The sequence below is a fragment of the Amnibacterium flavum genome (genome assembly GCF_003097495.1).
GTDB lineage: Bacteria > Actinomycetota > Actinomycetes > Actinomycetales > Microbacteriaceae > Naasia > Naasia flava.
In genome coordinates this window covers 1,218,138-1,240,191 of the sequence record NZ_QEOP01000002.1, presented here as the reverse complement: position 1 = coordinate 1,240,191, position 22,054 = coordinate 1,218,138, and the positions used below count along the sequence as shown (strand labels likewise).

Below are 22,054 nucleotides of genomic sequence, written 5' to 3'. Positions count from 1 at the left end.
GAAGACTAGACGTCTGCATCCGGGAGGCGTGCGCATCGCGCGCCGGTCCGGGCACCGCGCCGCCGACGAGGAGGAGTCATGGACCCCCAATTCGACGCTGCCGCATCTCCCGGTCGTCCTCCGCTCCCGCGCCGTCCCCTCGGCTCCGGCGACGAGTGGGTCGACCTGCCCGACGGCCGCAGATTCTGGGGGAGGTTCGGCGCAGCCGGGCTGCTGGTGACGTCGCCGAGCGGGGTGCTCCTGCAGCACAGGGCCGGCTTCAGTCATTTCGGTGGGACGTGGGGGCTCCCCGGCGGAGCCCGGCACGAGGGCGAATCGGCGATCGACGGCGCGATCCGCGAGTCCGTCGAAGAGGCGAGTGTGCCCGCCGAAGCGCTGAAGGTCTCGTTCACGAGCGTGCTCGACCTCGGCGTCTGGAGCTACACGACCGTCGTCGCCCGGGTCGATTCGGTGTTCCGACCCGTCATCGGCGATGCCGAGAGCGAAGCGCTCGACTGGGTCCCGCCCGCCCGGGTGGCCGACCTCCCGCTGCATCCGTCGTTCGGTGCAGCGTGGCCGTCGCTGCGCCCCGCGCTCGGCGCTCGACCGGTCCTCGTCGTCGACGCCGCGAACGTCGTCGGCGCGCGCCCCGATGGATGGTGGCGCGATCGTCCTGCCGCGGCCGAACGTCTCGCCGCTCGGCTGCAGCTCCTCGCGCGGCGCGGCCTTCCGGCCGCCGACCTGGGCCTGCCCCACGAGCGGTGGTGGCCGCAGATCCGGCTCATGCTCGAGGGCGACGCGCGCGGCGCCGCTCCCGATGCTCCCGATGTGGTCGTCGAGCGCGCACACGCCGACGGCGACAGCGCGATCCTCGACTATCTCGGAGGCGAGCCAGCACCCGACGCCGTTCTCGTCACCGCCGACCGCGCCCTCGCCGCCGAGGCGCAGCGCAGGGGCGCGGGCATCCTCTCTCCGTCCCGTCTCTGGCAGCTGCTCGACGAGGACGACTGAGGCCCTCGTCCCGCGGGGCTGTCTGCGCGGTTCAGGACATCTGCGCGGACATCAGAACTTCTTTGGCGCGGATCGGGACGGAACCGCCGTCGAGAAGCGCCACCGATCCTGAACCCGTGCGGACGGGGAGCGCGCGGCTCAGACGCCGTGGCGGGCGCGGTCGACGAGGGCCCGCCAGTCGCCGGCGAGAGCCGAATCGGGGATGACGACCTCGCGGCTCTCATCGGTTACGCGCCAGACGTACCGGTCGCGCGAGGCGGTCTCGGCGGCGGACTCGGCAGGGCAGTCGTCGAGCAGGCGAGCCCACTCGGCCGCATCGACGCTGACGGTCCATTCGCGTCGGATCGCCGTCACCCCGCCACTGCGCACGATGTGGACGACGACCGTGGTCATCGCGCCGCCTCCGGCTCGACGCCGACCGTGCGCCAGGCGTCGACGACCGCCTCGCTCTGCGAGGCCCGTCGGCCCCACCGTGCGCGGGCGACACGGACTGTCGCCGCGGCGAACGAGTCGAAATCCGTCTCGCCGCTGATCGATCCGCGCGTGAGGGTGTCGTACCAGACGGCTCCGGCGCCCTCCCAGGCGAAGCCGCCGATCGCGGTCGCCGCCAGGTGGAACGCGCGATTCGGGATGCCGGAGTTGATGTGCACGCCGCCGTTGTCCTCGAGCGTGTCGACGAAGAAGTCCATGTGCGCCGGTTGGGGATCACGGCCGAGCACATCGTCGTCGTAGGCCGTGCCGGGGGCGCTCATCGAGCGCAGCGCTCTGCCCTCCACCGCATCGGTGAAGAGCCCCTCGCCGATGAGCCAGGACGCCTCGGCAGCGGTCTGCTGCCGGGAGTGCTGCTCGACGAGCGACCCGAACACGTCCGACACCGACTCGTTGAGCGCCCCCGATTGGCCCTGATAGGGCAGGTCCGCGCTGAACTGCGTCACACCGTGCGCGAGCTCGTGCCCGATCACCGACAGCGAGACCGTGAACCGGCGGAAGATCTCGCCATCGCCGTCGCCGAACACCATCCGCTCGCCGTCCCAGAACGCGTTGTCGTACTCGTCGCCGTAGTGGACGGTCGCGTCGAGCGCCAGCCCGTTGCCGTCGATGCTGTCGCGACCGTAGGCGGATGCGAAGAGCGCGTAGGTGGCGCCGAGCCCGTCGTAGGCCTCGTCCGCCGCGGGATCACCGGTCGCCGGGTCCGCCTCGCGGCGGACGACGACACCGGGCACCGTCTCGGTCGACTCGGCGTCGTGGATCGTGCGCTGCGGGCCCGACGCCGCGGCCCCGCCCCGGCCGAAGTCGGCGTAACGCGGTGCCCGAGCGCCCGCGAGGCGCACCGGTCCGTCGCTCAGGAGGGCCCGCTGGGCTGCACGCGCCGCGGCGGGCATGGCCCGGTCGCCCGCGTTCTCTGCGATGCGGGCGAGCAGATAGGGCGGCACGATGCTGCGGTGCATGGATCGATCATCGCCCACCCCGCCGACAACCGACAGCGCCGTCGGGCCTGCGCGCACCCGGATCCAGCTCGCGGAGCGCGACATGGCGCATCTGATGGACACGTCATCGATAGACTTCCCGCGATGAGCAGGGACGGAACCGAGACGGGATCCGCCGACCCCCAGCAGGTGGGCACCCAGATCATCAACGTGCCCAATCTCCTGAGCTTCGTCCGGCTGCTGCTGGTCCCCGTCTTCCTCTACTTCATCCTCACCGGGCAGGATGTGGCCGCCCTGCTGGTGCTGGTCTTCTCGAGCATCACCGACTACCTCGACGGCTGGCTCGCCCGTCGTCTGCACCAGATCACGCGGCTCGGCCAGCTGCTCGACCCCGCGGCCGACCGGCTGTACATCGTCGCCGCGCTCGTCGGTCTCGCCGTCCGCGAGGTCGTGCCCTGGTGGCTCGTCGTCGTGATCGTGGGACGCGATGTCATGCTGATCGTGCTCGGCGTCGTGCTCGCCAACCATGGATACGGGCCGCTGCCCGTCCATCATCTGGGCAAAGTCGCGACGTTCTGCCTGTTCTACGCCCTTCCCCTCATCGTGCTAGCCCAGGCCGTCCCGTTCGTCGATCCCGTTGCGACGCCGATCGGTTGGGCCTTCGCCCTGTGGGGCGGTTTCCTTTACTGGTGGGCGGGGATCGTGTACGCACGGGAGACCGCGCGCATCGTGCGCGAAACGACGGGCGCGTCGCGACGCTCATCCGATAGTGTGGGCAGCTGAGGAGGCCGGTATGGCGAACGATCGAGGCGAGCGCGGAAGCGTGCGCCGTGACGCGTCCAGGGAGCCATCGGCCGGTGGCCGGGATTCCCACCTGAACGCCGACACGACGGCATCCTTTGGGGATGACTTCATCAGCGAGGTCAACGCCCTCGACCAGCGCTCCGGCGCGGAGGAGCAGGCGGCCATCGCCGCCCTTCCCTCCGGTTCGGCGCTTCTCGTGGTGCGTCGCGGGCCCAACAGCGGCGCGCGATTCCTCCTCGACGCGGACGAGACGACCGCCGGTCGTCACCCGAGCGCCGACATCTTCCTCGACGACGTCACGGTCTCGCGCAAGCACGCTCAATTCGTGCGCCACGGCACCGCCTTCGAGGTCAAGGACCTCGGCTCCCTCAACGGCACCTATTACGACGGTGTCCGTATCGACACAGCCTTGTTGAGCGACGGAGCAGAAGTGCAGGTCGGCAAGTTCCGACTCACCTTCTACGCCTCCCGCCACGACCTGGCCTACTCGGCGGCGCGCTGACATGTCGGCTCTTCCCGCCCGCGATCTAAGGGCACCTACTGCTGCGGTGACTCTGCTCAACATCGGCCAGGTGCTGGCCAAGCTCAAGCCGGAATTCCCCGATCTCACCTCGTCGAAGGTGCGCTTCCTCGAGGACGAGCGGCTGCTGTCGCCCGCCCGCACCGAGTCGGGGTACCGCAAGTTCTCCACCCACGACCTCGAGCGCCTGCGTCTCATCCTCACCCTGCAGCGAGACCAGTACCTTCCGCTCAAGGTGATCCGCGGCTACCTCGCCGATCTCGACGCCGGCCGCTCGCCCTCGTGGCCCGGGCGAGGATCCGCCGACGGCAGCATGCTCGTCGAGGAGCACCGGTACAGCCGCGAAGAGCTCATCCGCGAGGCCGGCGCGACCCCCGGCCTGCTCGACGATGCGATCAGCGCCTCGCTCGTCCCCCCAGCAGAGGTGCACTCCGACGAGACTCTCGGGGTGCTGAAAGCCCTGGTCGAGCTCGGGACCGTCGGAATCGAACCGCGTCATCTGCGCTCGCTCCGCACAGCCGCGGACCGCGAAGCCGGACTCCTCGAGAGCGCCGTCCAGCCGGTGCTGCGCCGCCGCGAACCGGGCAGCCGTGCTCGGGGTGTCGAACAGGCCCTCGACCTGGCCACGCACCTCGAGGTCGTCCGCACGAGCCTGCTGCGTGCAGCCATCGGCAAGATCAGCGGCTGATGCCCGTCGACCGGCGCGACACGCCGGAGCCCATAACCCGGATGTCGTTGCCCGGGGCACCTCTGCTCGCTACCTTTGAGGAGTCGAGCAAGACTTCATTGCAGCCAGGAAGGCAGCCCACCAAATGAGTGAAATCAGCCGTAGCGAGGACCGCTACGACCTCGGGCTGCTTTTCACCGACGGCATGCCAGATCTCGACGGCAATGACGGCTACCGCGGCACCGTCGCCGCCCGTGCCGCCGGCATCAGCTACCGTCAGCTCGACTACTGGGCCCGCACGGGTCTCGTCGAGCCCACCGTCCGCGGCGCAGCCGGTTCCGGTTCGCAGCGACTGTACGGTTTCCGCGACATCCTCGTGCTCAAGCTCGTGAAGCGCCTCCTCGACACCGGCATCTCACTCCAGCAGATCCGCACCGCCGTGAACCAGCTCCGGGAGGCCGGCGTCAACGACCTGGCCCAGACCACGCTGATGAGCGACGGCGCCAGCGTCTACCTCTGCACCTCGAACGACGAGGTCATCGACCTGGTCAGCCGCGGCCAGGGAGTCTTCGGCATCGCGGTGGGCAAGGTCCTGCGCGAGGTCGAATCGAGCCTCGTCGAGCTCGACCACCAGGCCAGCGACCCGGCCGACGAGCTCGCGCTGCGCCGCGCCGCTCGCGCCGCCGGCTGACACCCACCCGTTCCAACCCGCGGGACCGGCCTGCGGGTCCGACCCGCTGGCACAGGATCGTGCAGTCGTGACCGGAACTGACGTGCGATCGCATCGCCCATCTGCGAGTCTCGAGACGTGACCGAGTACCGCGCCGTGTTCGATGCCCGCATCCAGTTCGTCAATGGGGGCGGACTCACGGCAGAGGGGTTCCGCCTCGACGTCCCGTCCGCCGACGTCGACGAGCGCACGGTCGGCGAACTGCTCGTCCGTCATCTCGGTCTCGCCCTCGTCGAATCCGTCGAGCTCACCGGTTTCGAGCTGGTCGAGGAAGCGCACACCGGCAGTCGGGGGATGGTCGCTTCCGCGCCCGCACCGGACGGGCCGCGCTACATCGACCTCAGTCACACCATCGTCGACGGTCTCCTCACCATGCCGGGCATGCCGGTCCCGCGCATCTCACCCCACCTCACACGCGAGGCGTCGCGCAGTGTCTACGCCGCCGGCACCGAGTTCGCGATCCCGCGCATCGACATGGTCGCCAACACGGGCACCTACCTCGACACGCCCTTCCACCGCTATGCCGACGGTCACGACCTGGCCGGGCTGGCCCTGGAGCGGATCGTCTCCGTGCGCGCCGAGCTCGTCCGCCTCGTCGACTCATCGACACGCGGCATCCCCGCCGAGGTGTTCTACGACCGCGACGTCACCGGAGCCGCCGTCCTGCTGCACACCGGTTGGGATCGTCACTTCGGGACACCCGCGTACAGCGCGTCCGCCCCGTTCCTCACCGAGGCCGGTGCGCGCTACCTCGTCGAACACGGCGTCGGACTCGTGGGCATCGACTCGATCAACATCGACGACATGTCGCCGGAGTCCGGGGGAGCGAGACCGGCGCACACGCTTCTGCTCGCCGCCGGTACTCCGATCGTCGAACACCTGACCGGGCTCGCCGGGGTGCCGCCGCGCGGAGCGGCCTTCACCGCGGTGCCGCCCCGGGTCGAGGACTTCGGCACCTTCCCGGTGCGGGCGTTCGCCACGATCGGGTGACGCGCTCGACGGTGCTGCGCCGAGCCGCGCCGCAGTGAGGGCGCCTCAGAGAAGGTGCGCCTCGGTGCGGGTGCGCCTCAGTGGAGATTCGGCGCCGCGGCCCGGATCGTCACCGCGGCGAGGTCAGTGGCGCGTGGCCTTGGCCGTGAGCTCGGCGTACTCGCCGACCCGGCCGGTGCGCATCACGCGCTCGAGGAGCTGATCGAACATGCGAGCCATCTCCTGAGCGCTCTCGCCCGGCCAGATGTGCAGCGGCTTCGCAGCTCCCTGGGCCTGCTGGAGCGACGTGCGCTCGGGCAGCTGCGGTGACAGCACGAGCGGCCCGAACATGTCGCGCAGCTCCTTGATGCGGAACTGGTGCTCGAGGGACTGGACGCGCGCACGGTTCACGATGATGCCGAGGGGCTGGAGACGAGGGGAGAGACCACGACGGATCTCCTCGATCGCCCGGAGAGCGCGGTCGGCGGCGGCGACGGAGAACAGGCCGGGCTCGGTGACGACGGCGACGCGGTCGCTCGCGGCCCACGCGGTGCGCGTCAGGGCGTTGAGCGAGGGGGCGCAGTCGATGAGGACGAGCTCGTAGTCCTGCTCGACACCGGCGAGAGCCTCTTCGAGCTTCCAGATGTCGCGGATGCTCGGGTGGGGGCCGTCGAAGTTGATGGCAGACGGGCTGCCGACCATGACGTCGATCTTGCCGCTGCGGCCGCGTGTCCACCCGCTGGGAGCGATCGCGGCGCGCACGATCTTCTCCTTCGGCGAGGTGAGGACGTCGGCCACATTGAGGTGGCCCTGCACCTGGATATCCATCCCGGTGGAGACGTCGGACTGCGGATCGAGATCCACCACGAGGGTACTGAGGCCCTTCGCGAAGGCCGCTGAAGCGAGCCCCAGCGTTACGGTCGTCTTTCCGACCCCTCCCTTCAGGGAGCTGACACTCAGCACATGCACAGCCCCAGGCTACCGCCAGTAGTCTGGGAGAACCTAAAAATGACACGAGCGCGGCGCGTGCGCTCCTCATGAAGCGTTCGCCTGGCGAAAGGGTGCCGTTGTTCAAGAAGATCCTTGTGGCCAACCGCGGGGAGATCGCGATCCGTGCGTTCCGAGCCGCCTACGAACTGGGTGCGAAGACGGTCGCCGTCTTCCCGTTCGAGGACCGGAACTCGATGCATCGGCTGAAGGCCGACGAGGCCTACCAGATCGGCGAGATCGGTCATCCGGTCCGCGCCTATCTCGACGTCGCCGAGATCGTGCGGGTCGCGAAGGAGTCGGGCGCCGACGCCATCTACCCCGGGTACGGCTTCCTCAGCGAGAACCCCGAGCTGGCCGAGGCCGCTGCGGCTGCGGGCATCACCTTCATCGGACCTCCCGCCTCCGTGCTCCGCGCGGCCGGCAACAAGGTCACCGCCAAGGAGCAGGCGATCGCCGCCGGCGTACCCGTGCTAAAGTCGTCGAAGCCGAGCAAGGACATCGACGAGCTGCTCGCCGCCGCCGAAGAGGTCGGCTTCCCGATCTTCGCGAAGGCCGTCGCCGGTGGCGGTGGACGCGGCATGCGCCGGGTCGACGCCGCCGGCGACCTGAAGAGCGCGCTCGAGGCCGCGATGCGCGAGGCCGACAGTGCATTCGGCGACCCGACGATGTTCCTCGAGCAGGCCGTCGTGCGCCCCCGTCACATCGAGGTCCAGATCCTCGCCGACGCCGCAGGCGGCACTGTTCACCTGTTCGAGCGGGACTGCTCGGTCCAGCGCCGTCACCAGAAGGTCGTCGAGATCGCTCCGGCCCCGAACATCAGCGACGAGCTCCGCGAGGCCCTGCATCGCGACGCCATCGCGTTCGCGAAGTCCGTGGGATACGTCAACGCGGGAACGGTCGAGTTCCTCGTCGACACGGCGGGGGAGCGGGCGGGACAGCACGTCTTCATCGAGATGAACCCGCGCATCCAGGTCGAGCACACCGTGACCGAGGAGGTCACCGACGTCGACCTCGTCCAGTCGCAGATGCGCATCGCCGCGGGCGAGACCCTCGAACAGCTCGGCCTCACCCAGGACCGGATCCGCCTCCACGGCGCCGCGCTCCAGTGCCGCATCACCACCGAGGACCCGTCGCAGGGGTTCCGTCCCGACACCGGCAAGATCACCACCTACCGCTCCCCGGGCGGCGCGGGCGTCCGCCTCGACGGCGGCACCGTGGCGCAGGGCGCGCAGATCAGCCCGCACTTCGACTCGATGCTCGCCAAGCTCACCTGCCGTGCGCGCGACTTCCCGGCGGCGGTCGCCCGTGCGCGGCGTGCCCTGGCCGAGTTCCGCATCCGGGGCGTGACGACCAACATCCCGTTCCTGCAGGCCGTGCTCGAGGACCCCGAGTTCATCGCCGGCGATCTGAGCACGCAGTTCATCGAAGAGCGCCCGCAGCTCGTGCACACGCAGCGGTCTAAGGACCGCGGCACCAAGATCCTCACCTGGCTGGCCGATGTGACGGTCAACCAGCCGAACGGGGAACGTCCTCCGGGACCCGACCCCGTCGCCAAGCTTCCCGCCGCCGACCTGTCCGTGCCGGCTCCGGCCGGTTCGCGTCAGCGACTGCTCGAGCTCGGGCCGGAGGGCTTCGCCGCCGATCTGCGCGCGCAGACCCGACTCGCGGTCACCGACACCACGTTCCGCGACGCTCACCAGTCGCTGCTCGCGACTCGGGTGCGCACGCGCGACCTCGTGGCCGTCGCCCCGTACGAAGCGCGACTCATGCCCGAGCTGCTCTCCATCGAGGCGTGGGGCGGCGCGACCTACGACGTCGCGCTCCGCTTCCTCGGCGAGGACCCGTGGGACCGTCTCGCCGCTCTCCGCGAGGCCGTTCCCAACATCGCTCTGCAGATGCTCCTGCGCGGCCGCAACACGGTCGGCTACACCCCGTACCCGACGAAGGTGACCGACGCCTTCGTCCGCGAGGCGGCCGACACGGGGGTCGACATCTTCCGGATCTTCGACGCGCTCAACGACGTCGAGCAGATGCGCCCCGCGATCGACTCGGTGCGCGCCACCGGCACCGCGGTCGCCGAAGTCGCCCTCTGCTACACAGCCGACCTGCTCGACCCCGCCGAGGACCTCTACACGCTCGACTACTACCTCGGTCTCGCCGAACGCATCGTCGACGCGGGAGCGCACGTCCTCGCCATCAAGGACATGGCAGGTCTGCTGCGCCCGTTCGCCGCGGCCAAGCTCGTCACGGCGCTCCGCGAACGGTTCGACCTGCCCGTGCACCTCCACACGCACGACACGGCGGGCGGCCAGCTCGCCACCATCCTCGCCGCGAGCGCGGCCGGCGTCGACGCGGTGGACGTCGCCAGCGCCGCGATGGCGGGCACGACCAGTCAGGTATCGGCGTCCGCCCTCGTCGCGGCCCTCGCCCACACGGATCGCGACACCGGACTCTCGCTGCAGGCCGTCTCCGACTTCGAGCCCTACTGGGAGGCCGTCCGCGCCCGGTACCGGCCCTTCGAGTCGGGTCTGCCGGGGCCCACCGGACGCGTCTACAAGCACGAGATCCCGGGCGGTCAGCTCTCCAACCTGCGCCAGCAGGCGATCGCGCTGGGCCTGGCCGACCGATTCGAGCTCATCGAGGACCTGTACGCCGCCGCGAACCGTATCCTCGGACGCATCCCGAAGGTCACCCCCTCGTCGAAGGTGGTCGGCGATCTCGCCCTCCAGCTCGCCGCAGTCGGGGCCGACCCCGCCGAGTTCGAGCGCAACCCCGCCGCGTTCGACATCCCCGAGTCGGTCATCGGCTTCATGGCCGGCGAGCTCGGCGACCTGCCGGGCGGCTGGCCCGAGCCGTTCCGCACCAAGGTTCTGGCGGGCCGCACGGTCGACATCTCCGTCGAGGACCTCTCCGAGGCCGACACGAAGGCACTCGATGCCGACAGCGCCACCCGGCGCGCGGCGCTCAACAGGCTGCTGTTCCCCGGCCCGACCAAGATCTACGAACAGGTCCGCGAGCAGTACGGCGACCTGTCCGTCGTCGACACGGCCGACTACCTCTACGGCCTTCAGCCGGGCATCGAGCACACGGTCAAGATCGCTCGGGGCGTTCAGCTGTTCGTCGGCATCGAGGCGATCAGCGAGCCCGACGAGCGCGGCATGCGCAGCGTCATGACGACGCTCAACGGTCAGCTGCGTCCTGTCGCGATCCGCGACAACGCGATCGACGTCGACATCAAGGCAGCGGAGAAGGCCGACAGCTCGCAACCCGGCCAGATCCCCGCGCCGTTCTCCGGAGTGGTGACTCTCAAGGTCGCCGCGGGGGAGGCGGTCGCAGCCGGTCAGACCGTCGCCACCATCGAGGCGATGAAGATGGAGGCGGCGATCACGTCGCCCGTCGCGGGCACGGTCAAGCGCGCAGCCATCGGAACCACCCAGCAGGTCGAAGCCGGAGATCTTCTCGTCGAGATCGCCTGACACGGCGCGGTGCGCCTCCCCGGATTCGAGGCGCACCGCTCCTAATGTTGAACGGAGTCTCCCGGTCTTCGGGCGACAGGTGGCGAAAGGCTGTGCTCATGAGCAAGCGCAAAACTCCCGACGAGACAAGCCGGGTGCTCGACACTGACAAGACGTTCGTCGATCTGAACGAGTCCCTCGAGCACCGTTTCAACGCGGAACTCCTCGACGAGCCCGGTGAGCGGCTCGCGACCGGTCTGCCCGAGAGTCTGACCATCAACATCGACCTGCCCCCGATCCAGAACGAGATCCCCGAGGACGAGGCCGCTGTCCGCATCGACGACGTGGCCGTGCCGCCGTCGTTGCTGCCCAGCACGTTGACCGGTGAGATCCGCCTCGGCGAGACCTCCGGCGAGAGCACCCCGGCGCCGACCACGCCGACGCGCAGCGAGCTTCCGCGCACCCGTACGGGCAGCGCCTACGACGCGATCCTCGGCGGTCACGTCCCCGGCACCACGAACGACTACCCGCGCTGGTCGCCGAGCGAGCTCTCGCGTCTCGCCACGGGAGAGATCCCGCGCAGCACCCCCGCCGAGACGACCCGCCGAAGCGACAGCCTGTGGAACACCGGCGAGATGCCGCGCGTCCCGCAGTCCGGCGACGCGTCGCGGGTCGAACCGCTGACGCCTGCCGGGGGCACGAGCGTCTCCCGTCGCGACCGCATGCGCGGCGCGCACGACGAGGGCCCCGAGTCGTCGGCGATGCTGACGGCCGACCGCCTCATCGACCAGAGCAAGAAGACCCGGCCCCGGCCCACGGGCGGCTGGAACAAGTTCGTCTACGGCGTCACCTTCGGCGGCGTCAACCTCGGCGACTCGCCGGCCGAGCGTGCGCGCAAGGAGCTCGACACGCGCATCCAGAAGGCGTTCGAGGGCGGCACGCGTTTCGTGCCGGTGCTCACACGCAAGGGAGGCGTCGGCAAGACGACGATCACGGCCCTGATGGGAATGGCGCTGGCCACGACGCGCGAGGACCGCATCATCGCGGTCGACGCGAACCCCGACCGCGGCACGCTGTCCGAGCGCGTGAACAAGCAGACCCGCGCGACCGTCCGCGACGTGGTCCACCGCGCCGCGAGCGTCAACGGGTTCACCGACTTCAGCTCGCTCGTCTCGCGCGATGAGACCCGCCTCGACATCCTCGCCTCCGACACCGACCCGCTGCTCAGCGAGGCGTTCGACGAGAACGACTACAACGTGGTCGCCGATCTGGCCGCCCGCTTCTACTCGATCATGCTCACCGACTGCGGCACGGGCATCGTCCACTCGGTGATGCGGGCGACCCTGCAGCGCGCCGATTCGGTCGTCATCGTGTCCGGCGGCAGTGTCGACGAGGCGCGTCTCGCGTCCGAGACGCTGACCTGGCTCGAGGCGAACGGGTACGGTGATCTCGTGCGCAATGCGATCGTGGCTCTCAACACCGCGACTCAGGGCACCAATCTCGTCAAGCTGGACGAGATCGAGGCGCACTTCAAGTCGCGTGTCCGCGCCATCGTCCGCATCCCGTACGACCCGATCCTCGCCGCGGGCTCCGTCGTCTCGTACAAGGACCTCAAGCCGGGCACCAAGGACGCCGCACGTCAGCTCGCAGCACTCGTCGTTGACGGGCTGCCCACGCGCCGAGGTGCCTGAGCGGCCGATCCGGATCTTCGGTGATCCGGTGCTGAAGACGGTGTCGGATCCCGTGGTCGAGATCGACGATCGTGTTCGGTCGGTCGTGCAGGATCTCGTCGACTCGGTGGCACTGCCGGGCCGGGCCGGTGTCGCGGCGTCGCAGATCGGTGTGAATCTGCGCGCGTTCAGCTACAACGTCGACGGGGTGATCGGCTACCTGATCAATCCCGAGATCGTCGAGCTGACCGGAGAGCCCGAACTGGTCGACGAGGGCTGCCTGTCGGTTCCCGATCTCTGGTACCCGGTTCTGCGGTACCCGCATGCGCGGGCGCGCGGCATCGACCTCGACGGCAACGAGGTCGAGATCGAGGGGTCCGGGCTGATGGCCCAGGCGCTGCAGCACGAGGTCGACCACCTCGACGGCAAGCTCTATCTGGACCGCCTCGACAAGGACAGCCGCCGGGCGGCCATGAAGCAGATCCGCACCTCGACCTGGTTCTGACCCAGGCCGACCTCGGTAGGGCGTTCCGGGCGAACGCGCACGTTGCGGCCGGCCCCGCACGCCGCAACGTGCGCGCAGGGGGCGGCCCGCCCAGCCCACGCCCGGAGAATCCGGCCCCAGACGTACGTTGCGGCGTGCGCATCAGCCTGGAACATGCGTACTCACCACGTGAAGCCAGCTCACAGGTGACTTCGAGAGTGTCGGGCCATGGAGGCCGAGGACCCGACCAGCACTCCCGGCGTCGCAGCCGACGAGTTCCCGCACGGCTGGGTTCGCCTCGGCCGGTATCGGTGGTTCACGGGGTGGCTGGCTTATTCGGGGGTCGGCGTGCTCATGCTTCCCTACGTCATCTTCCAGTTGGGGTCGGCGGTCGCCCGGGCAAGCGGGTTCCCGTCAGGATTGATCGCTGTTCCGCTCGTCGTGGTAGTCCTCGCCGCGCTGGCGACCGTGATCCTGAAATGGCTGGTGCCGCAGCCATGGGCGAACTTCGATACCTCGGAGTTCCGAACCGGCCGTCGGGTCGTACCGATGAGCGAACTGGACTGGGCGAAGGTCGAATACCTACCGGCTCGGAGTAACCGCACGAACGGAATGCTCTTGCGTTTCGGTTCTCCGCGACTGAGAGCGGTTTTCTCGTTGCGAAGCGCGCGGGGCCAAACGATCGACGAAGATCTCGCGCGTCACCTCGCCGAGGTCATCGAGCGATCTTCGATCGAGGTCCCCAAATCTTCCTACGACCCCACAGGGAAGTTCGCGCGCTATAACTTCCCGGGGTCCGTGGGCAAAGCCGACGCGATCACTCTTCTGCTGAATCCGGAAGAGATCGATCGGATGTTCCTCGTCTTACTTCGCTGACCACCGCCCACGTTCCGGCGTGCGTACCCGCCGGGGCCCATCGCGCAAGCGTGGGCGATGCGTCCGGTGGGGGCGCGTCGGGTACTCCCAGATCAGGCGGAGGTGGGCCCCTCAGTGGACGAGGGTCACCCCTCGGGTTTCGGGGGAGGACCCGGGGGCGTACATGCCCTCGATGACGTCCGCGAAGTCCTTGAGGATGACGTTGCGCTTGATGCTGAGCTTCGGGGTCAGGTGCCCGCTCGCCTCGGTGAACTCGACCGGGATGATCTCGAACTTGCGGATCGACTCCGCCCGCGAGACCCGAGTGTTCGCCAAGTCGACCGCTCGCTGAACCTCGGCGATGACAGCCGGGTGGGTGACGGCCTGCTCGAGCGTCAGCGTCGCGTCGTGCCCGTTGTTCTTGAGCCAGGTCGGCAGCATCTCGGTGTCGAGCGTGACGAGCGCCGAGATGAACGGCTTCTGGTCGCCGACGACCACGACCTGCCCGACGATCGGGTTGGCGCGCATCGGATCCTCGAGGGCGGCCGGCGATACGTTCTTGCCGCCGGCCGTCACGATGAGCTCCTTCTTGCGTCCCGTGATGCGGAGGTATCCGTCGGTGTCGAACTCGCCGATGTCACCGGTCTTGAACCAGTCGCCGTCGAACGCGTCGGCGGTCGCCTCGGGGTTCTTCCAGTACTCGCGGAACAGGTTGATGCCCTTGGTCTCGATCTCCCCGTCGTCGGCGATGCGGATGGAGACACCGGGCAGCGCGGGGCCGACGGTGCCGATCTTGTACTTCGACGGACGGTTCACCGTCATCGGCGCGGTCGTCTCGGTCAGGCCGTAGCCTTCGAGGATAACGACGCCCAGGCTGCGATAGAAGTGACCGAGACGCTCGCCGAGCGGCGCCGAACCCGACACCGCGTAGGTGACGCGTCCACCCAGGGCAGCGCGCAGCTTGCTGTACACGAGCTTGTCGAACACGGCGAACTGCAGCTTCAGACCCAGCGGAACCCTGCCGGCGTCGAGCGCCTTCGAGTGCGCGATCGCCGCGTCGACCGCGCGGGCGAAGATCTTGCCGCGCCCGCCCGCCGCCGCCTTCTGCTCGGACGAGTTGTAGACCTTCTCGAACACGCGGGGGACGGCGAGCAGGAACGTCGGCTTGAAGCTGCCCAGCGAGGGCAGGAGCAGGCTCGTGTCGGGCTGGTGGCCGACGCGGACCCCGCCGTACACGCTGAGCACCGCGATGAAGCGCGCGAAGATGTGGGCGATCGGGATGAAGAGAAGGGTCGACGATCCGGGGCGGATGACCTCGGGGATCGCCTTCTGCGTGTTGCGGCACAGCTCGACGAAGTTCTCGTGGGTGAGCACGCAGCCCTTCGGCTTGCCCGTCGTGCCGGACGTGTAGATGATCGTGGCCAGATCGGATTCGCCGGCGATCGTGCGACGCTGCTCGAGGAGCTCGTCACTGACCTCGCCGCCCGACGCCGCGATCTTGTCGAGATCCCCGCGGTCGATCTGCCACACGTTGCGCACGTCGGGCAGATCGGGGTGGACCTCGTCGAAACGGGCGAAGTGGTCGGGGCCTTCGAGGATGACGGCGATGGCACCCGAGTCATTGAGGTTCCAGTGGACCTGCGACGGCGACGACGTCTCGTAGATGGGCACGAGCACCGCGCCGGCGAACCAGGCGGCGAAGTCGATGAGAGTCCACTCGTAGCGGGTGCGGGCCATCAGCCCGATCTTGTCGCCGGGCTCGATGCCCGCGGCGATGAATCCCTTGGCGAGGGCTCTGACCTGGTCGAGGAACTCCCGGGCCGAGACATCGACCCATTGATCACCGCGCTGAAGAGCGAACAGCGGTGCATCGGGGGTTGCGGCGACCCTCTCGAGCAAGAGGTCTGTCGCGTTGGCGTCAGGCGTTGCCGGGACGATTACGGGTGCGTCGATCTGCTTCACGGCAGCTCCTTCGATACCGGACGATGTCAGAGCATTCTAGCTGTTCGACCCCTGTGAACGCGGGGCTAGGCTCTTCGGGTGCATGCAATCGGCATTGATGTGGGCGGAACCAAGATCGCGGGGGCCGTCGTCGACGAGCTCGGGACGATCGTCGACGAGCGCAGGGTCGCAACACCCGTCGGCGACACGGAGCTCCTCGAGACGACCATCGTCCAGATGGTCCAGGATCTCGCGGGTGACGGCCCGATCGCCGCTGTCGGCGTCGCGATCCCCGGATTCATCGACGCCGCCCAGTCGACCGTGTACTACACGCCCAACCTCCCGTGGCGGCACGAGCCGATCCGGGAGAAGCTCGAGGCCCGCCTCGCCCTCCCGATCGTCATCGAGAACGACGCCAACGCCGCAGGGTGGGCCGAGTTCCGCTTCGGCGCCGCGCGTCTCGTGAGCGACATGGTGATGCTGACCATCGGCACGGGCGTCGGCGGCGCCATCGTGCACGACGACACCCTCTTCCGCGGCGGCTTCGGCGCAGCGGCCGAGCTCGGCCACCTGCGCGTGGTGCCCGGCGGGCTGCCGTGCGGATGCGGTGCGCGCGGATGCATCGAGCAGTACGGATCGGGCCGCGCCCTCCTCCGCATGGCGGGCGAGGTCGCCGATGCCGGGGGAGTGGGCCTCGCGCTCGCCGAGGCCCGCACACGGAGCGGCGGCATCCTGTCGGGCCACGACGTCGCCGACCTCATCTCGCAGGACGATCCGGGTGCGCTCGTCGCGCTGCGACGTCTCGGCCGCCACCTCGGCGAGGCGTGCGCGAGCCTCGCGGCCGTCCTGGATCCGCAGATGTTCGTCATCGGCGGCGGTGTCGCGCAGGCAGGCGAGTCGCTCCTCGGACCGATCCGCGCCTCGTTCCTCGAGGCGCTCCCGGCCCGCGGCTACCACCCCGAACCCGAGTTCCGGATCGCAGAGCTCGTCAACGACGCGGGCGTCGTCGGCGCTGCCGACCTGGCCCGACACCACTTCCCGACACCGGGCGACCCGAACGCGTTCTCCGCGCACGGCTCCGCCGGCGATCCGGCGACCGCCTAGGCTGAGGGCCTGGCCGAAGGAGGCGGGAACACGCGTGCGTTTTTACTACTGGGTTCTGAAGTCGATCGTGATCGGCCCGTTCCTGCGACGCACCTTCCGCCCGTGGGTGACCGGTCGTGAGAACGTGCCGAAGAAGGGCGCCGCGATCCTCGCGAGCAACCACCTCTCCTTCATCGACTCGGTGATCCTCCCCGCCGAGCTCGATCGGCGCATCTCGTTCCTCGCCAAAGCCGAGTACTTCACCGGCAAGGGCATCAAAGGCTGGGCGACCCGCGCCTTCATGCTCTCGACCGGCCAGCTGCCGATCGACCGGTCGGGCGGCAAGGCGTCGGAGGCGGCTCTCAACAGCGGTCTCGCCGTGCTGCGACGAGGCGAACTGCTCGGCATCTACCCCGAGGGCACGCGCAGCCACGACGGCCGTCTGTACCGCGGCCGCACCGGCATCGCACGCATGATCGTGGAGGGGCATGTGCCCGTCATCCCGGTCGCGATGGTCGACACGGAGAAGGCGATGCCCGTCGGATCGAAGATCCCGAAGGTGCGCCGGGTTGGCATCGTGATCGGCGAACCGCTAGATTTCTCACGTTTTGCGGGTCTTGAGGGCGACCGCTTCATCCTCCGCTCCATCACCGACGAGATCATGTACGAGCTCGCCCGGTTGAGTGGGCAGGAATACGTCGACGCGTATGCGTCTTCGGTTAAGAGCGCCCGCGTACCTGCGGCACGCTGAGGCCCGCATCATCCAGGCCCGCACGATCCGGTCACCGCGACCGGGTCCGAACGGGCCGCCGCAACCAACCTGTACCGCCGCACACCAACAGCAAGGAAGTCCCGCTCGTGGTCGACCCCACCGAGACCGTCGTGTCCGCCAGTCCTGACGTTCTGGCCGGCCTCGACTATTGGCGGACCCTCGACATCAAGCAGCAGCCGACCTGGACCGACACCGCGGCCGTGGCTGCCGCCTCGAACGAGCTGGCGAAACTTCCTCCGCTCGTCTTCGCAGGCGAGGTCGATCAGCTGCGCGACCGGCTCGCCAAGGCGGCCCGGGGCGAGGCCTTCCTCCTCCAGGGCGGCGACTGCGCCGAGACGTTCGCCGGCGCCACCGCCGATCAGATCCGCGCCCGCGTGAAGACCCTTCTGCAGATGGCCGTCGTGCTCACCTACGGCGCATCCATGCCGGTCGTGAAGATGGGTCGCATGGCCGGGCAGTTCGCCAAGCCGCGCTCGAGTGACACCGAGACCCGCGGTGACGTGACTCTGCCCGCCTACCGCGGAGACGTGGTGAACGGATACGACTTCACCGCCGAGAGCCGCACCCCGGATCCCGCACGCCTCGTGCAGGGGTACCACACGGCCGCGTCGACACTGAACCTGGTCCGCGCGTTCACCCAGGGCGGTTTCGCGAGCCTCAAAGAGGTGCACAGCTGGAACCAGGGCTTCGCCCGCAACCCCGCGAACGCCATGTACGAGGGCCTCGCGAAGGAGATCGACCGCGCCATCCGCTTCATGGAGGCCGCCGGCGCCGACTTCGACGAGCTGAAGCGCGTCGAGTTCTACACCGGCCACGAGGGCCTGCTGATGGACTACGAGCGTCCCCTGACCCGCATCGATTCGCGCAACGGCACCCCTGTCGCGACCTCGGCGCACTTCCTCTGGATCGGCGAGCGCACCCGCGATCTCGACGGCGCGCACGTCGATTACTTCTCCCGGATCCGCAACCCCATCGGGGTGAAGCTCGGTCCCTCCACGACGACCGATGACATGGAACGGCTGATCGACAAGCTCGATCCCGATCGCGAGCCGGGTCGTCTGACCTTCATCACCCGCATGGGCGCCGGCAAGATCCGCGATGCGCTGCCCCCGCTGCTCGAGCACATCAAGACGCTCGACGCGACACCGCTCTGGGTCACCGATCCCATGCACGGCAACGGCGTGACGACTCCGACCGGTTACAAGACCCGGCGCTTCGACGACATCGTCGACGAGGTCAAGGGGTTCTTCGAGTCGCACCGTGCCGCGGGGACCCACCCGGGAGGCATCCACGTGGAGCTGACCGGCGACGACGTGACCGAGTGCCTGGGCGGCTCCGAGCACATCGACGAGGCCACCCTCGCGACCCGCTACGAGTCGCTCTGCGACCCCCGCCTCAATCACATGCAGTCGCTCGAACTGGCCTTCCTGGTCGCCGAGGAACTGAGCGCCTGACCCGGGGCTTCGCATCCGCCCCGTCTGCACGGATCAGGCCTCGTCGCACGGATCAGGACCGAAAGACATTTCGGTCCTGATCCGTGCAGAAACAGTCCTGATCGGTGCAGATCTCCTCACCGGCGCATCCCCGCCACAGGCAGGAAACTTCGAGATCCATCCACCGACCTCGATGTGAGGACATGACGCCGGATGGGCCGATGCCAGCCTTCCGGGCATGACAACCCCCATCGCCCGCCGAATGAGCATGCTCAACGGCGTCGCCCACATCCAAGACCTGCTGGTCGTCGGGTTCACTCGGCACCAGATCGCCGCCATGCTGCACAGCGGCGAGCTCATCCGTCCACGTATCGGCTGTACGTGGATCCTTCGCTTCCCGGTCCTGCGATAAGGGCAGTGCGAGTAGGCGGGATGCTGGGGTGCTGCTCCGCCGCCGAGTCCTACGGGCTGCCCGTCCCTCAGCAGGCAGGCCTGCATGTCGCTCTCGAGCCGAACAGCTCACGCCTCCGGTCCAGCACTAACGCGAGCAGGCATGTTCCGGCGGGGGCCGAACCCGGCGTCCACCTGCACTGGAGGGACAGGCGTGTCGGCCATCAGCGCTTTCGGGTCGGGCTCGTCGATGCCCTCCAGCAGATGGTCTTGTGCGTTGGTGAGGAGTGGTCGGTGGCCGCCATCGACGCGGCCCGGATGAAGACGCCCGGGTCGGAGGGGCACCTCGACGACGCGTTCTACCGGATGCTCGTTCGGTTCTGCGCCGGCGCCTCAGGAGACATCGCGGGGTTGAGTGTGCGGGGCGCCGAGAGCCCGCTCGAGAGCATCGTTCGTCTCCGACTGCAGCGCATGGGCCTCGAACCGGTGATCCAGCTCCCCATCGGCAAGTACCGGGCCGACATCGTCATCGGAGACAGGCTGGTCATCGAATGCGATGGAACGCAGCACGCGACGGCCGAGCAGTTCGTTCGGGATCGGGATCGCGACGCGCTCTTCGCTGCTCGCGGCTATCGGGTGCTGAGGTTCACCTACGCCCAGGTGATGCAGTCGTGGGACTCGCTCGTCGTCCCGGCCATCCTCGCCGCGCTGCACGGATCAGGAGATCTGCACGGATCAGGAGGATTTCTGCACGGATCAGGACGAAACCGCGATTTCTCCTGATCGGTGAAACCGGTCCTGATCGGTGCAACCCGGGGTGGAGGGGGCTCAGAGGGTGAAGGTGACCGTGACCGTCGAGCCGCGGTTGACGACCGCTCCTGCGCCGGGGCTGACGCCGGAGACCAGATACGAGGACGGCGAACTGTCGGCGAGTGAGCTGTATGAGGGGATCACGCCCGCCGCCTCCAGCTGTCCGCGCGCGACATCCCACGTGAGGCCGACGACGTTGGGGACCGTGACCTGCTCGATGCCCTTCGACACCACGACGCCGATGGTGTCGTTGGGGACGATCGTGCGAGCCGATCCGTCGTCGTTCGTCGGATAGGTCACCGACATCACATTGCCCGCGGGCACCGCCCCCGAGTTGTCGAACTCGTCGCCGACACGGGCGATCTGCAGACCGGACCCCGTCAGCAGACTCGCTGCGTCGTCGTAGGAGAGGTTGTAGACATCGGGGACTCCGCCGACCGAGACGACGAGTGTGACCGTGCCGTGGTCAGGGTAGGTCGCACCGTCTCCGAGCACCGCCCCGTCCGCACCCTGCACGCGGATCACGGATCCGGCGGGTACGTCGCCGTTGAACTCCTTGACGCTGTCGTCGGCGACGACGAAGCGCGCATCGGTCAACGCTGTCCGGGCGTCGCCCTCCGCCTGCCCCGAGACCGCCGGGACGGGAAGGGATTCCGGGCCGTCCGAGACCACGAGCGTGATGGTGCTGCCCTTGGCCGCTGCCGCACCGGGCTCCGGGTCGGTCGTCGAGACCAGATCCTTCGCGACCTGCCAGTCGAAGACCCGGGTGGGTTCGTCGGAGACGACGAAACCCTGGTCGACGAGCAGCGCCGTCGCCGCCTCGGGGGTCAGCCCGGTGATGCCGGTCGGGATCGTCGTCGACGCTCCCGGCCCTGCTCCGAAGTACCAGCCCGTGCCGCCGGCGAGGGCGGCGAGCAGGATGACGAGACCGAACAGCCAGAACCCGCGTCGGCTCCGACCCTTCGTCTCTCCGGCGAGTTTGGCCGCGTTCTCGAGGACGACAGGGCCGGTCCGGCGCGCGCGGGCGAGGACCTGGGTCTCACCCGAGTCGAAGGTGACGGCGCTCGTGCCACCGGGCGCCGCAGCGCTCGGCATCACCATGGTGCGCTGCGTCGGCGCAGGTGTCGTGCCGGCGCCCTCGCGGATGAGGTTCTGCGTGTCGAAGAGCTGGTCGAGGAGCGTCCTGGCGTCGCGGGGACGCTGCTCGGGGTCACGTGCGGTCGCCCACAGCACGAGCTCGTCCAGCGCGGCGGGGACGGACGGGTTCTTCGCGCTCGGACTCGGCACCCGCTCGTTCGCGTGCTGATAGGCGATCTGCACGGGCTGGTCGCCCTTGTAGGGCTGCTCGCCGACGAGCATCTCGTACATCATGATTCCGACCGCGTAGATGTCGCTGCGGGTGTCGGCGATGCCGCGGGTCACGAGCTCGGGGGAGAGGTAGGCGATCGTGCCGAGCAGCGCCTGCCCGGTCGCCGTGTTCGCCGTCGCCGCGCGGGCGAGGCCGAAGTCGCTGATCTTGATGCGGCCGTCATCGGCCAGGAGCACGTTCTCGGGCTTGAGGTCGCGGTGCACGATGCCGGCCTTGTGCGCGGCGGCGAGGCCCGCGAGCACGGCCTCCATGATGTCCATGGTCTGCTCGGGGGTGAGCTTGCCGTACTCCTTGAGCAGGTCGCGCAGGGTGATGCCCTGCAGGTACTCCATGACCAGATAGGCCATGTCGGAGTCCTGCCCCTGGTCGAACACGTTCACCACATTGGGATGCGCGAGGCGTGCTGCCGACCTCGCCTCCTGGATGAAGCGGTCGCGGAAGGCGGCGTCATCGGCCAGATGGCCGTGCATCACCTTGATCGCGACACGGCGTTCGAGGCGCAGGTCGGTGGCGAGATAAACGGTGGCCATGCCCCCTCTGGCGATGCGGGCGCGCACCTGATAGCGCCCGTCGAGAAGGTGACCGACCATCGGGTCGGTCTGGCTCGTGTTCACCTGTCGAGTTTACGAAGGGTGGGTGTCGGGCAGGGGGAGGGGGGTGCGGCGCGCCGAAGAATTGCTCCCCCGCGGGGGGCT

20 protein-coding genes are annotated in these 22,054 nt (G+C 68.9%); 15 read left to right on the top strand and 5 right to left on the bottom strand.

Annotated elements, in window-relative coordinates:
• Nucleotides 1-78: 78 nt before the first annotated feature.
• The gene (locus tag DDQ50_RS13555) at nucleotides 79-990 is read left to right on the top strand and encodes an NUDIX domain-containing protein (RefSeq protein ID WP_116757219.1); all 912 of its coding nucleotides are present in this window, start codon (nucleotides 79-81) and stop codon (nucleotides 988-990) included.
• 138 nt (nucleotides 991-1,128) lie between these two features.
• Here DDQ50_RS13555 and DDQ50_RS13550 read toward each other — a convergent pair whose 3' ends face one another.
• Nucleotides 1,129-1,383: a protealysin inhibitor emfourin gene (locus DDQ50_RS13550; protein ID WP_116757218.1), complete on the bottom strand. Its 255-nt coding sequence runs from the start codon at nucleotides 1,381-1,383 to the stop codon at nucleotides 1,129-1,131.
• Entirely contained in the window at nucleotides 1,380-2,438 is a 1,059-nt protein-coding gene (locus tag DDQ50_RS13545) for a M4 family metallopeptidase (RefSeq protein WP_116757458.1), read from the bottom strand. The genes DDQ50_RS13550 and DDQ50_RS13545 overlap by 4 nt, the downstream gene beginning before the upstream one ends.
• A 123-nt stretch (nucleotides 2,439-2,561) precedes the next feature.
• Between DDQ50_RS13545 and clsA the strand changes: the two genes are divergently transcribed.
• From clsA to DDQ50_RS13520, 5 genes are all read left to right on the top strand, one after another.
• Nucleotides 2,562-3,200 (top strand): cardiolipin synthase ClsA, encoded by a 639-nt coding sequence (gene clsA, locus DDQ50_RS13540; RefSeq protein ID WP_116757217.1) that lies wholly within the window; start codon nucleotides 2,562-2,564, stop codon nucleotides 3,198-3,200.
• A 10-nt stretch (nucleotides 3,201-3,210) separates the two neighbouring features.
• Nucleotides 3,211-3,723 carry an FHA domain-containing protein gene (locus tag DDQ50_RS13535; RefSeq protein WP_116757216.1) on the top strand — a complete coding sequence of 171 codons (513 nt, stop codon included), beginning with the start codon at nucleotides 3,211-3,213 and terminating at the stop codon, nucleotides 3,721-3,723.
• 1 nt (nucleotide 3,724) lies between these two features.
• Complete coding sequence (gene ftsR / locus DDQ50_RS13530) at nucleotides 3,725-4,429, top strand: transcriptional regulator FtsR (protein ID WP_116757215.1); 705 nt, start codon at nucleotides 3,725-3,727, stop codon at nucleotides 4,427-4,429.
• Nucleotides 4,430-4,553: 124 nt separating this feature from the next.
• Entirely contained in the window at nucleotides 4,554-5,099 is a 546-nt protein-coding gene (locus DDQ50_RS13525; RefSeq protein ID WP_116757214.1) for a MerR family transcriptional regulator, read from the top strand.
• 117 nt (nucleotides 5,100-5,216) lie between these two features.
• Nucleotides 5,217-6,128 (top strand): cyclase family protein, encoded by a 912-nt coding sequence (locus DDQ50_RS13520; protein WP_116757213.1) that lies wholly within the window; start codon nucleotides 5,217-5,219, stop codon nucleotides 6,126-6,128.
• 123 nt (nucleotides 6,129-6,251) lie between these two features.
• On the opposite strand, the gene DDQ50_RS13515 is transcribed toward DDQ50_RS13520, so the two are convergent.
• A complete protein-coding gene (locus tag DDQ50_RS13515; protein ID WP_116757212.1) occupies nucleotides 6,252-7,076 on the bottom strand; it encodes a ParA family protein in 825 nt (274 codons plus the stop codon).
• Nucleotides 7,077-7,174: 98 nt separating this feature from the next.
• On the opposite strand from DDQ50_RS13515, the gene DDQ50_RS13510 reads away from it, so the two are divergent.
• The 4 genes from DDQ50_RS13510 (at nucleotide 7,175) to DDQ50_RS13495 (ending at nucleotide 13,582) form a co-directional block, all read left to right on the top strand.
• Nucleotides 7,175-10,573, top strand: a complete 3,399-nt coding sequence (locus tag DDQ50_RS13510; RefSeq protein ID WP_116757211.1) for a pyruvate carboxylase — start codon at nucleotides 7,175-7,177, stop codon at nucleotides 10,571-10,573.
• A 98-nt stretch (nucleotides 10,574-10,671) separates the two neighbouring features.
• Complete coding sequence (locus DDQ50_RS13505) at nucleotides 10,672-12,243, top strand: MinD/ParA family ATP-binding protein (protein WP_240614392.1); 1,572 nt, start codon at nucleotides 10,672-10,674, stop codon at nucleotides 12,241-12,243.
• Entirely contained in the window at nucleotides 12,236-12,727 is a 492-nt protein-coding gene (gene def, locus DDQ50_RS13500) for a peptide deformylase (RefSeq protein ID WP_116757210.1), read from the top strand. The genes DDQ50_RS13505 and def overlap by 8 nt, the downstream gene beginning before the upstream one ends.
• 333 nt (nucleotides 12,728-13,060) lie before the next feature.
• Nucleotides 13,061-13,582, top strand: a complete 522-nt coding sequence (locus tag DDQ50_RS13495) for a hypothetical protein (RefSeq protein WP_133245975.1) — start codon at nucleotides 13,061-13,063, stop codon at nucleotides 13,580-13,582.
• 111 nt (nucleotides 13,583-13,693) lie between these two features.
• On the opposite strand, the gene DDQ50_RS13490 is transcribed toward DDQ50_RS13495, so the two are convergent.
• Entirely contained in the window at nucleotides 13,694-15,523 is a 1,830-nt protein-coding gene (locus DDQ50_RS13490) for an AMP-dependent synthetase/ligase (protein ID WP_116757208.1), read from the bottom strand.
• Nucleotides 15,524-15,601: 78 nt separating this feature from the next.
• Between DDQ50_RS13490 and DDQ50_RS13485 the strand changes: the two genes are divergently transcribed.
• From DDQ50_RS13485 to DDQ50_RS17320, 5 genes are all read left to right on the top strand, one after another.
• Nucleotides 15,602-16,606: an ROK family glucokinase gene (locus DDQ50_RS13485; RefSeq protein ID WP_116757207.1), complete on the top strand. Its 1,005-nt coding sequence runs from the start codon at nucleotides 15,602-15,604 to the stop codon at nucleotides 16,604-16,606.
• Nucleotides 16,607-16,640: 34 nt separating this feature from the next.
• Nucleotides 16,641-17,336, top strand: a complete 696-nt coding sequence (locus tag DDQ50_RS13480; RefSeq protein ID WP_116757206.1) for a lysophospholipid acyltransferase family protein — start codon at nucleotides 16,641-16,643, stop codon at nucleotides 17,334-17,336.
• Nucleotides 17,337-17,443: 107 nt separating this feature from the next.
• Nucleotides 17,444-18,811, top strand: coding sequence for a class II 3-deoxy-7-phosphoheptulonate synthase (locus DDQ50_RS13475; protein WP_116757205.1), 1,368 nt, complete (start codon nucleotides 17,444-17,446; stop codon nucleotides 18,809-18,811).
• 217 nt (nucleotides 18,812-19,028) lie between these two features.
• The gene (locus tag DDQ50_RS17325; protein ID WP_165829821.1) at nucleotides 19,029-19,202 is read left to right on the top strand and encodes a hypothetical protein; all 174 of its coding nucleotides are present in this window, start codon (nucleotides 19,029-19,031) and stop codon (nucleotides 19,200-19,202) included.
• Nucleotides 19,203-19,474: 272 nt separating this feature from the next.
• Nucleotides 19,475-19,963: an endonuclease domain-containing protein gene (locus DDQ50_RS17320; protein ID WP_165829820.1), complete on the top strand. Its 489-nt coding sequence runs from the start codon at nucleotides 19,475-19,477 to the stop codon at nucleotides 19,961-19,963.
• A gap of 45 nt (nucleotides 19,964-20,008) precedes the next feature.
• Here DDQ50_RS17320 and pknB read toward each other — a convergent pair whose 3' ends face one another.
• Nucleotides 20,009-21,973, bottom strand: a complete 1,965-nt coding sequence (pknB, locus tag DDQ50_RS13465; RefSeq protein ID WP_116757203.1) for a Stk1 family PASTA domain-containing Ser/Thr kinase — start codon at nucleotides 21,971-21,973, stop codon at nucleotides 20,009-20,011.
• Nucleotides 21,974-22,054: the final 81 nt, after the last annotated feature.

Excerpts from the sequence above, each read along its gene's own strand:
- DDQ50_RS13555 (WP_116757219.1), top strand. The coding sequence starts at position 79 with ATGGACCCCCAATTCGACGCTGCCGCATCTCCCGGTCGTCCTCCGCTC.
- DDQ50_RS13550 (WP_116757218.1), bottom strand. The coding sequence starts at position 1,383 with ATGACCACGGTCGTCGTCCACATCGTGCGCAGTGGCGGGGTGACGGCG.
- DDQ50_RS13545 (WP_116757458.1), bottom strand. The coding sequence starts at position 2,438 with ATGCACCGCAGCATCGTGCCGCCCTATCTGCTCGCCCGCATCGCAGAG.
- clsA (WP_116757217.1), top strand. The coding sequence starts at position 2,562 with ATGAGCAGGGACGGAACCGAGACGGGATCCGCCGACCCCCAGCAGGTG.
- DDQ50_RS13535 (WP_116757216.1), top strand. The coding sequence starts at position 3,211 with ATGGCGAACGATCGAGGCGAGCGCGGAAGCGTGCGCCGTGACGCGTCC.
- ftsR (WP_116757215.1), top strand. The coding sequence starts at position 3,725 with ATGTCGGCTCTTCCCGCCCGCGATCTAAGGGCACCTACTGCTGCGGTG.
- DDQ50_RS13525 (WP_116757214.1), top strand. The coding sequence starts at position 4,554 with ATGAGTGAAATCAGCCGTAGCGAGGACCGCTACGACCTCGGGCTGCTT.
- DDQ50_RS13505 (WP_240614392.1), top strand. The coding sequence starts at position 10,672 with ATGAGCAAGCGCAAAACTCCCGACGAGACAAGCCGGGTGCTCGACACT.
- DDQ50_RS13495 (WP_133245975.1), top strand. The coding sequence starts at position 13,061 with ATGCTTCCCTACGTCATCTTCCAGTTGGGGTCGGCGGTCGCCCGGGCA.
- DDQ50_RS17325 (WP_165829821.1), top strand. The coding sequence starts at position 19,029 with ATGACAACCCCCATCGCCCGCCGAATGAGCATGCTCAACGGCGTCGCC.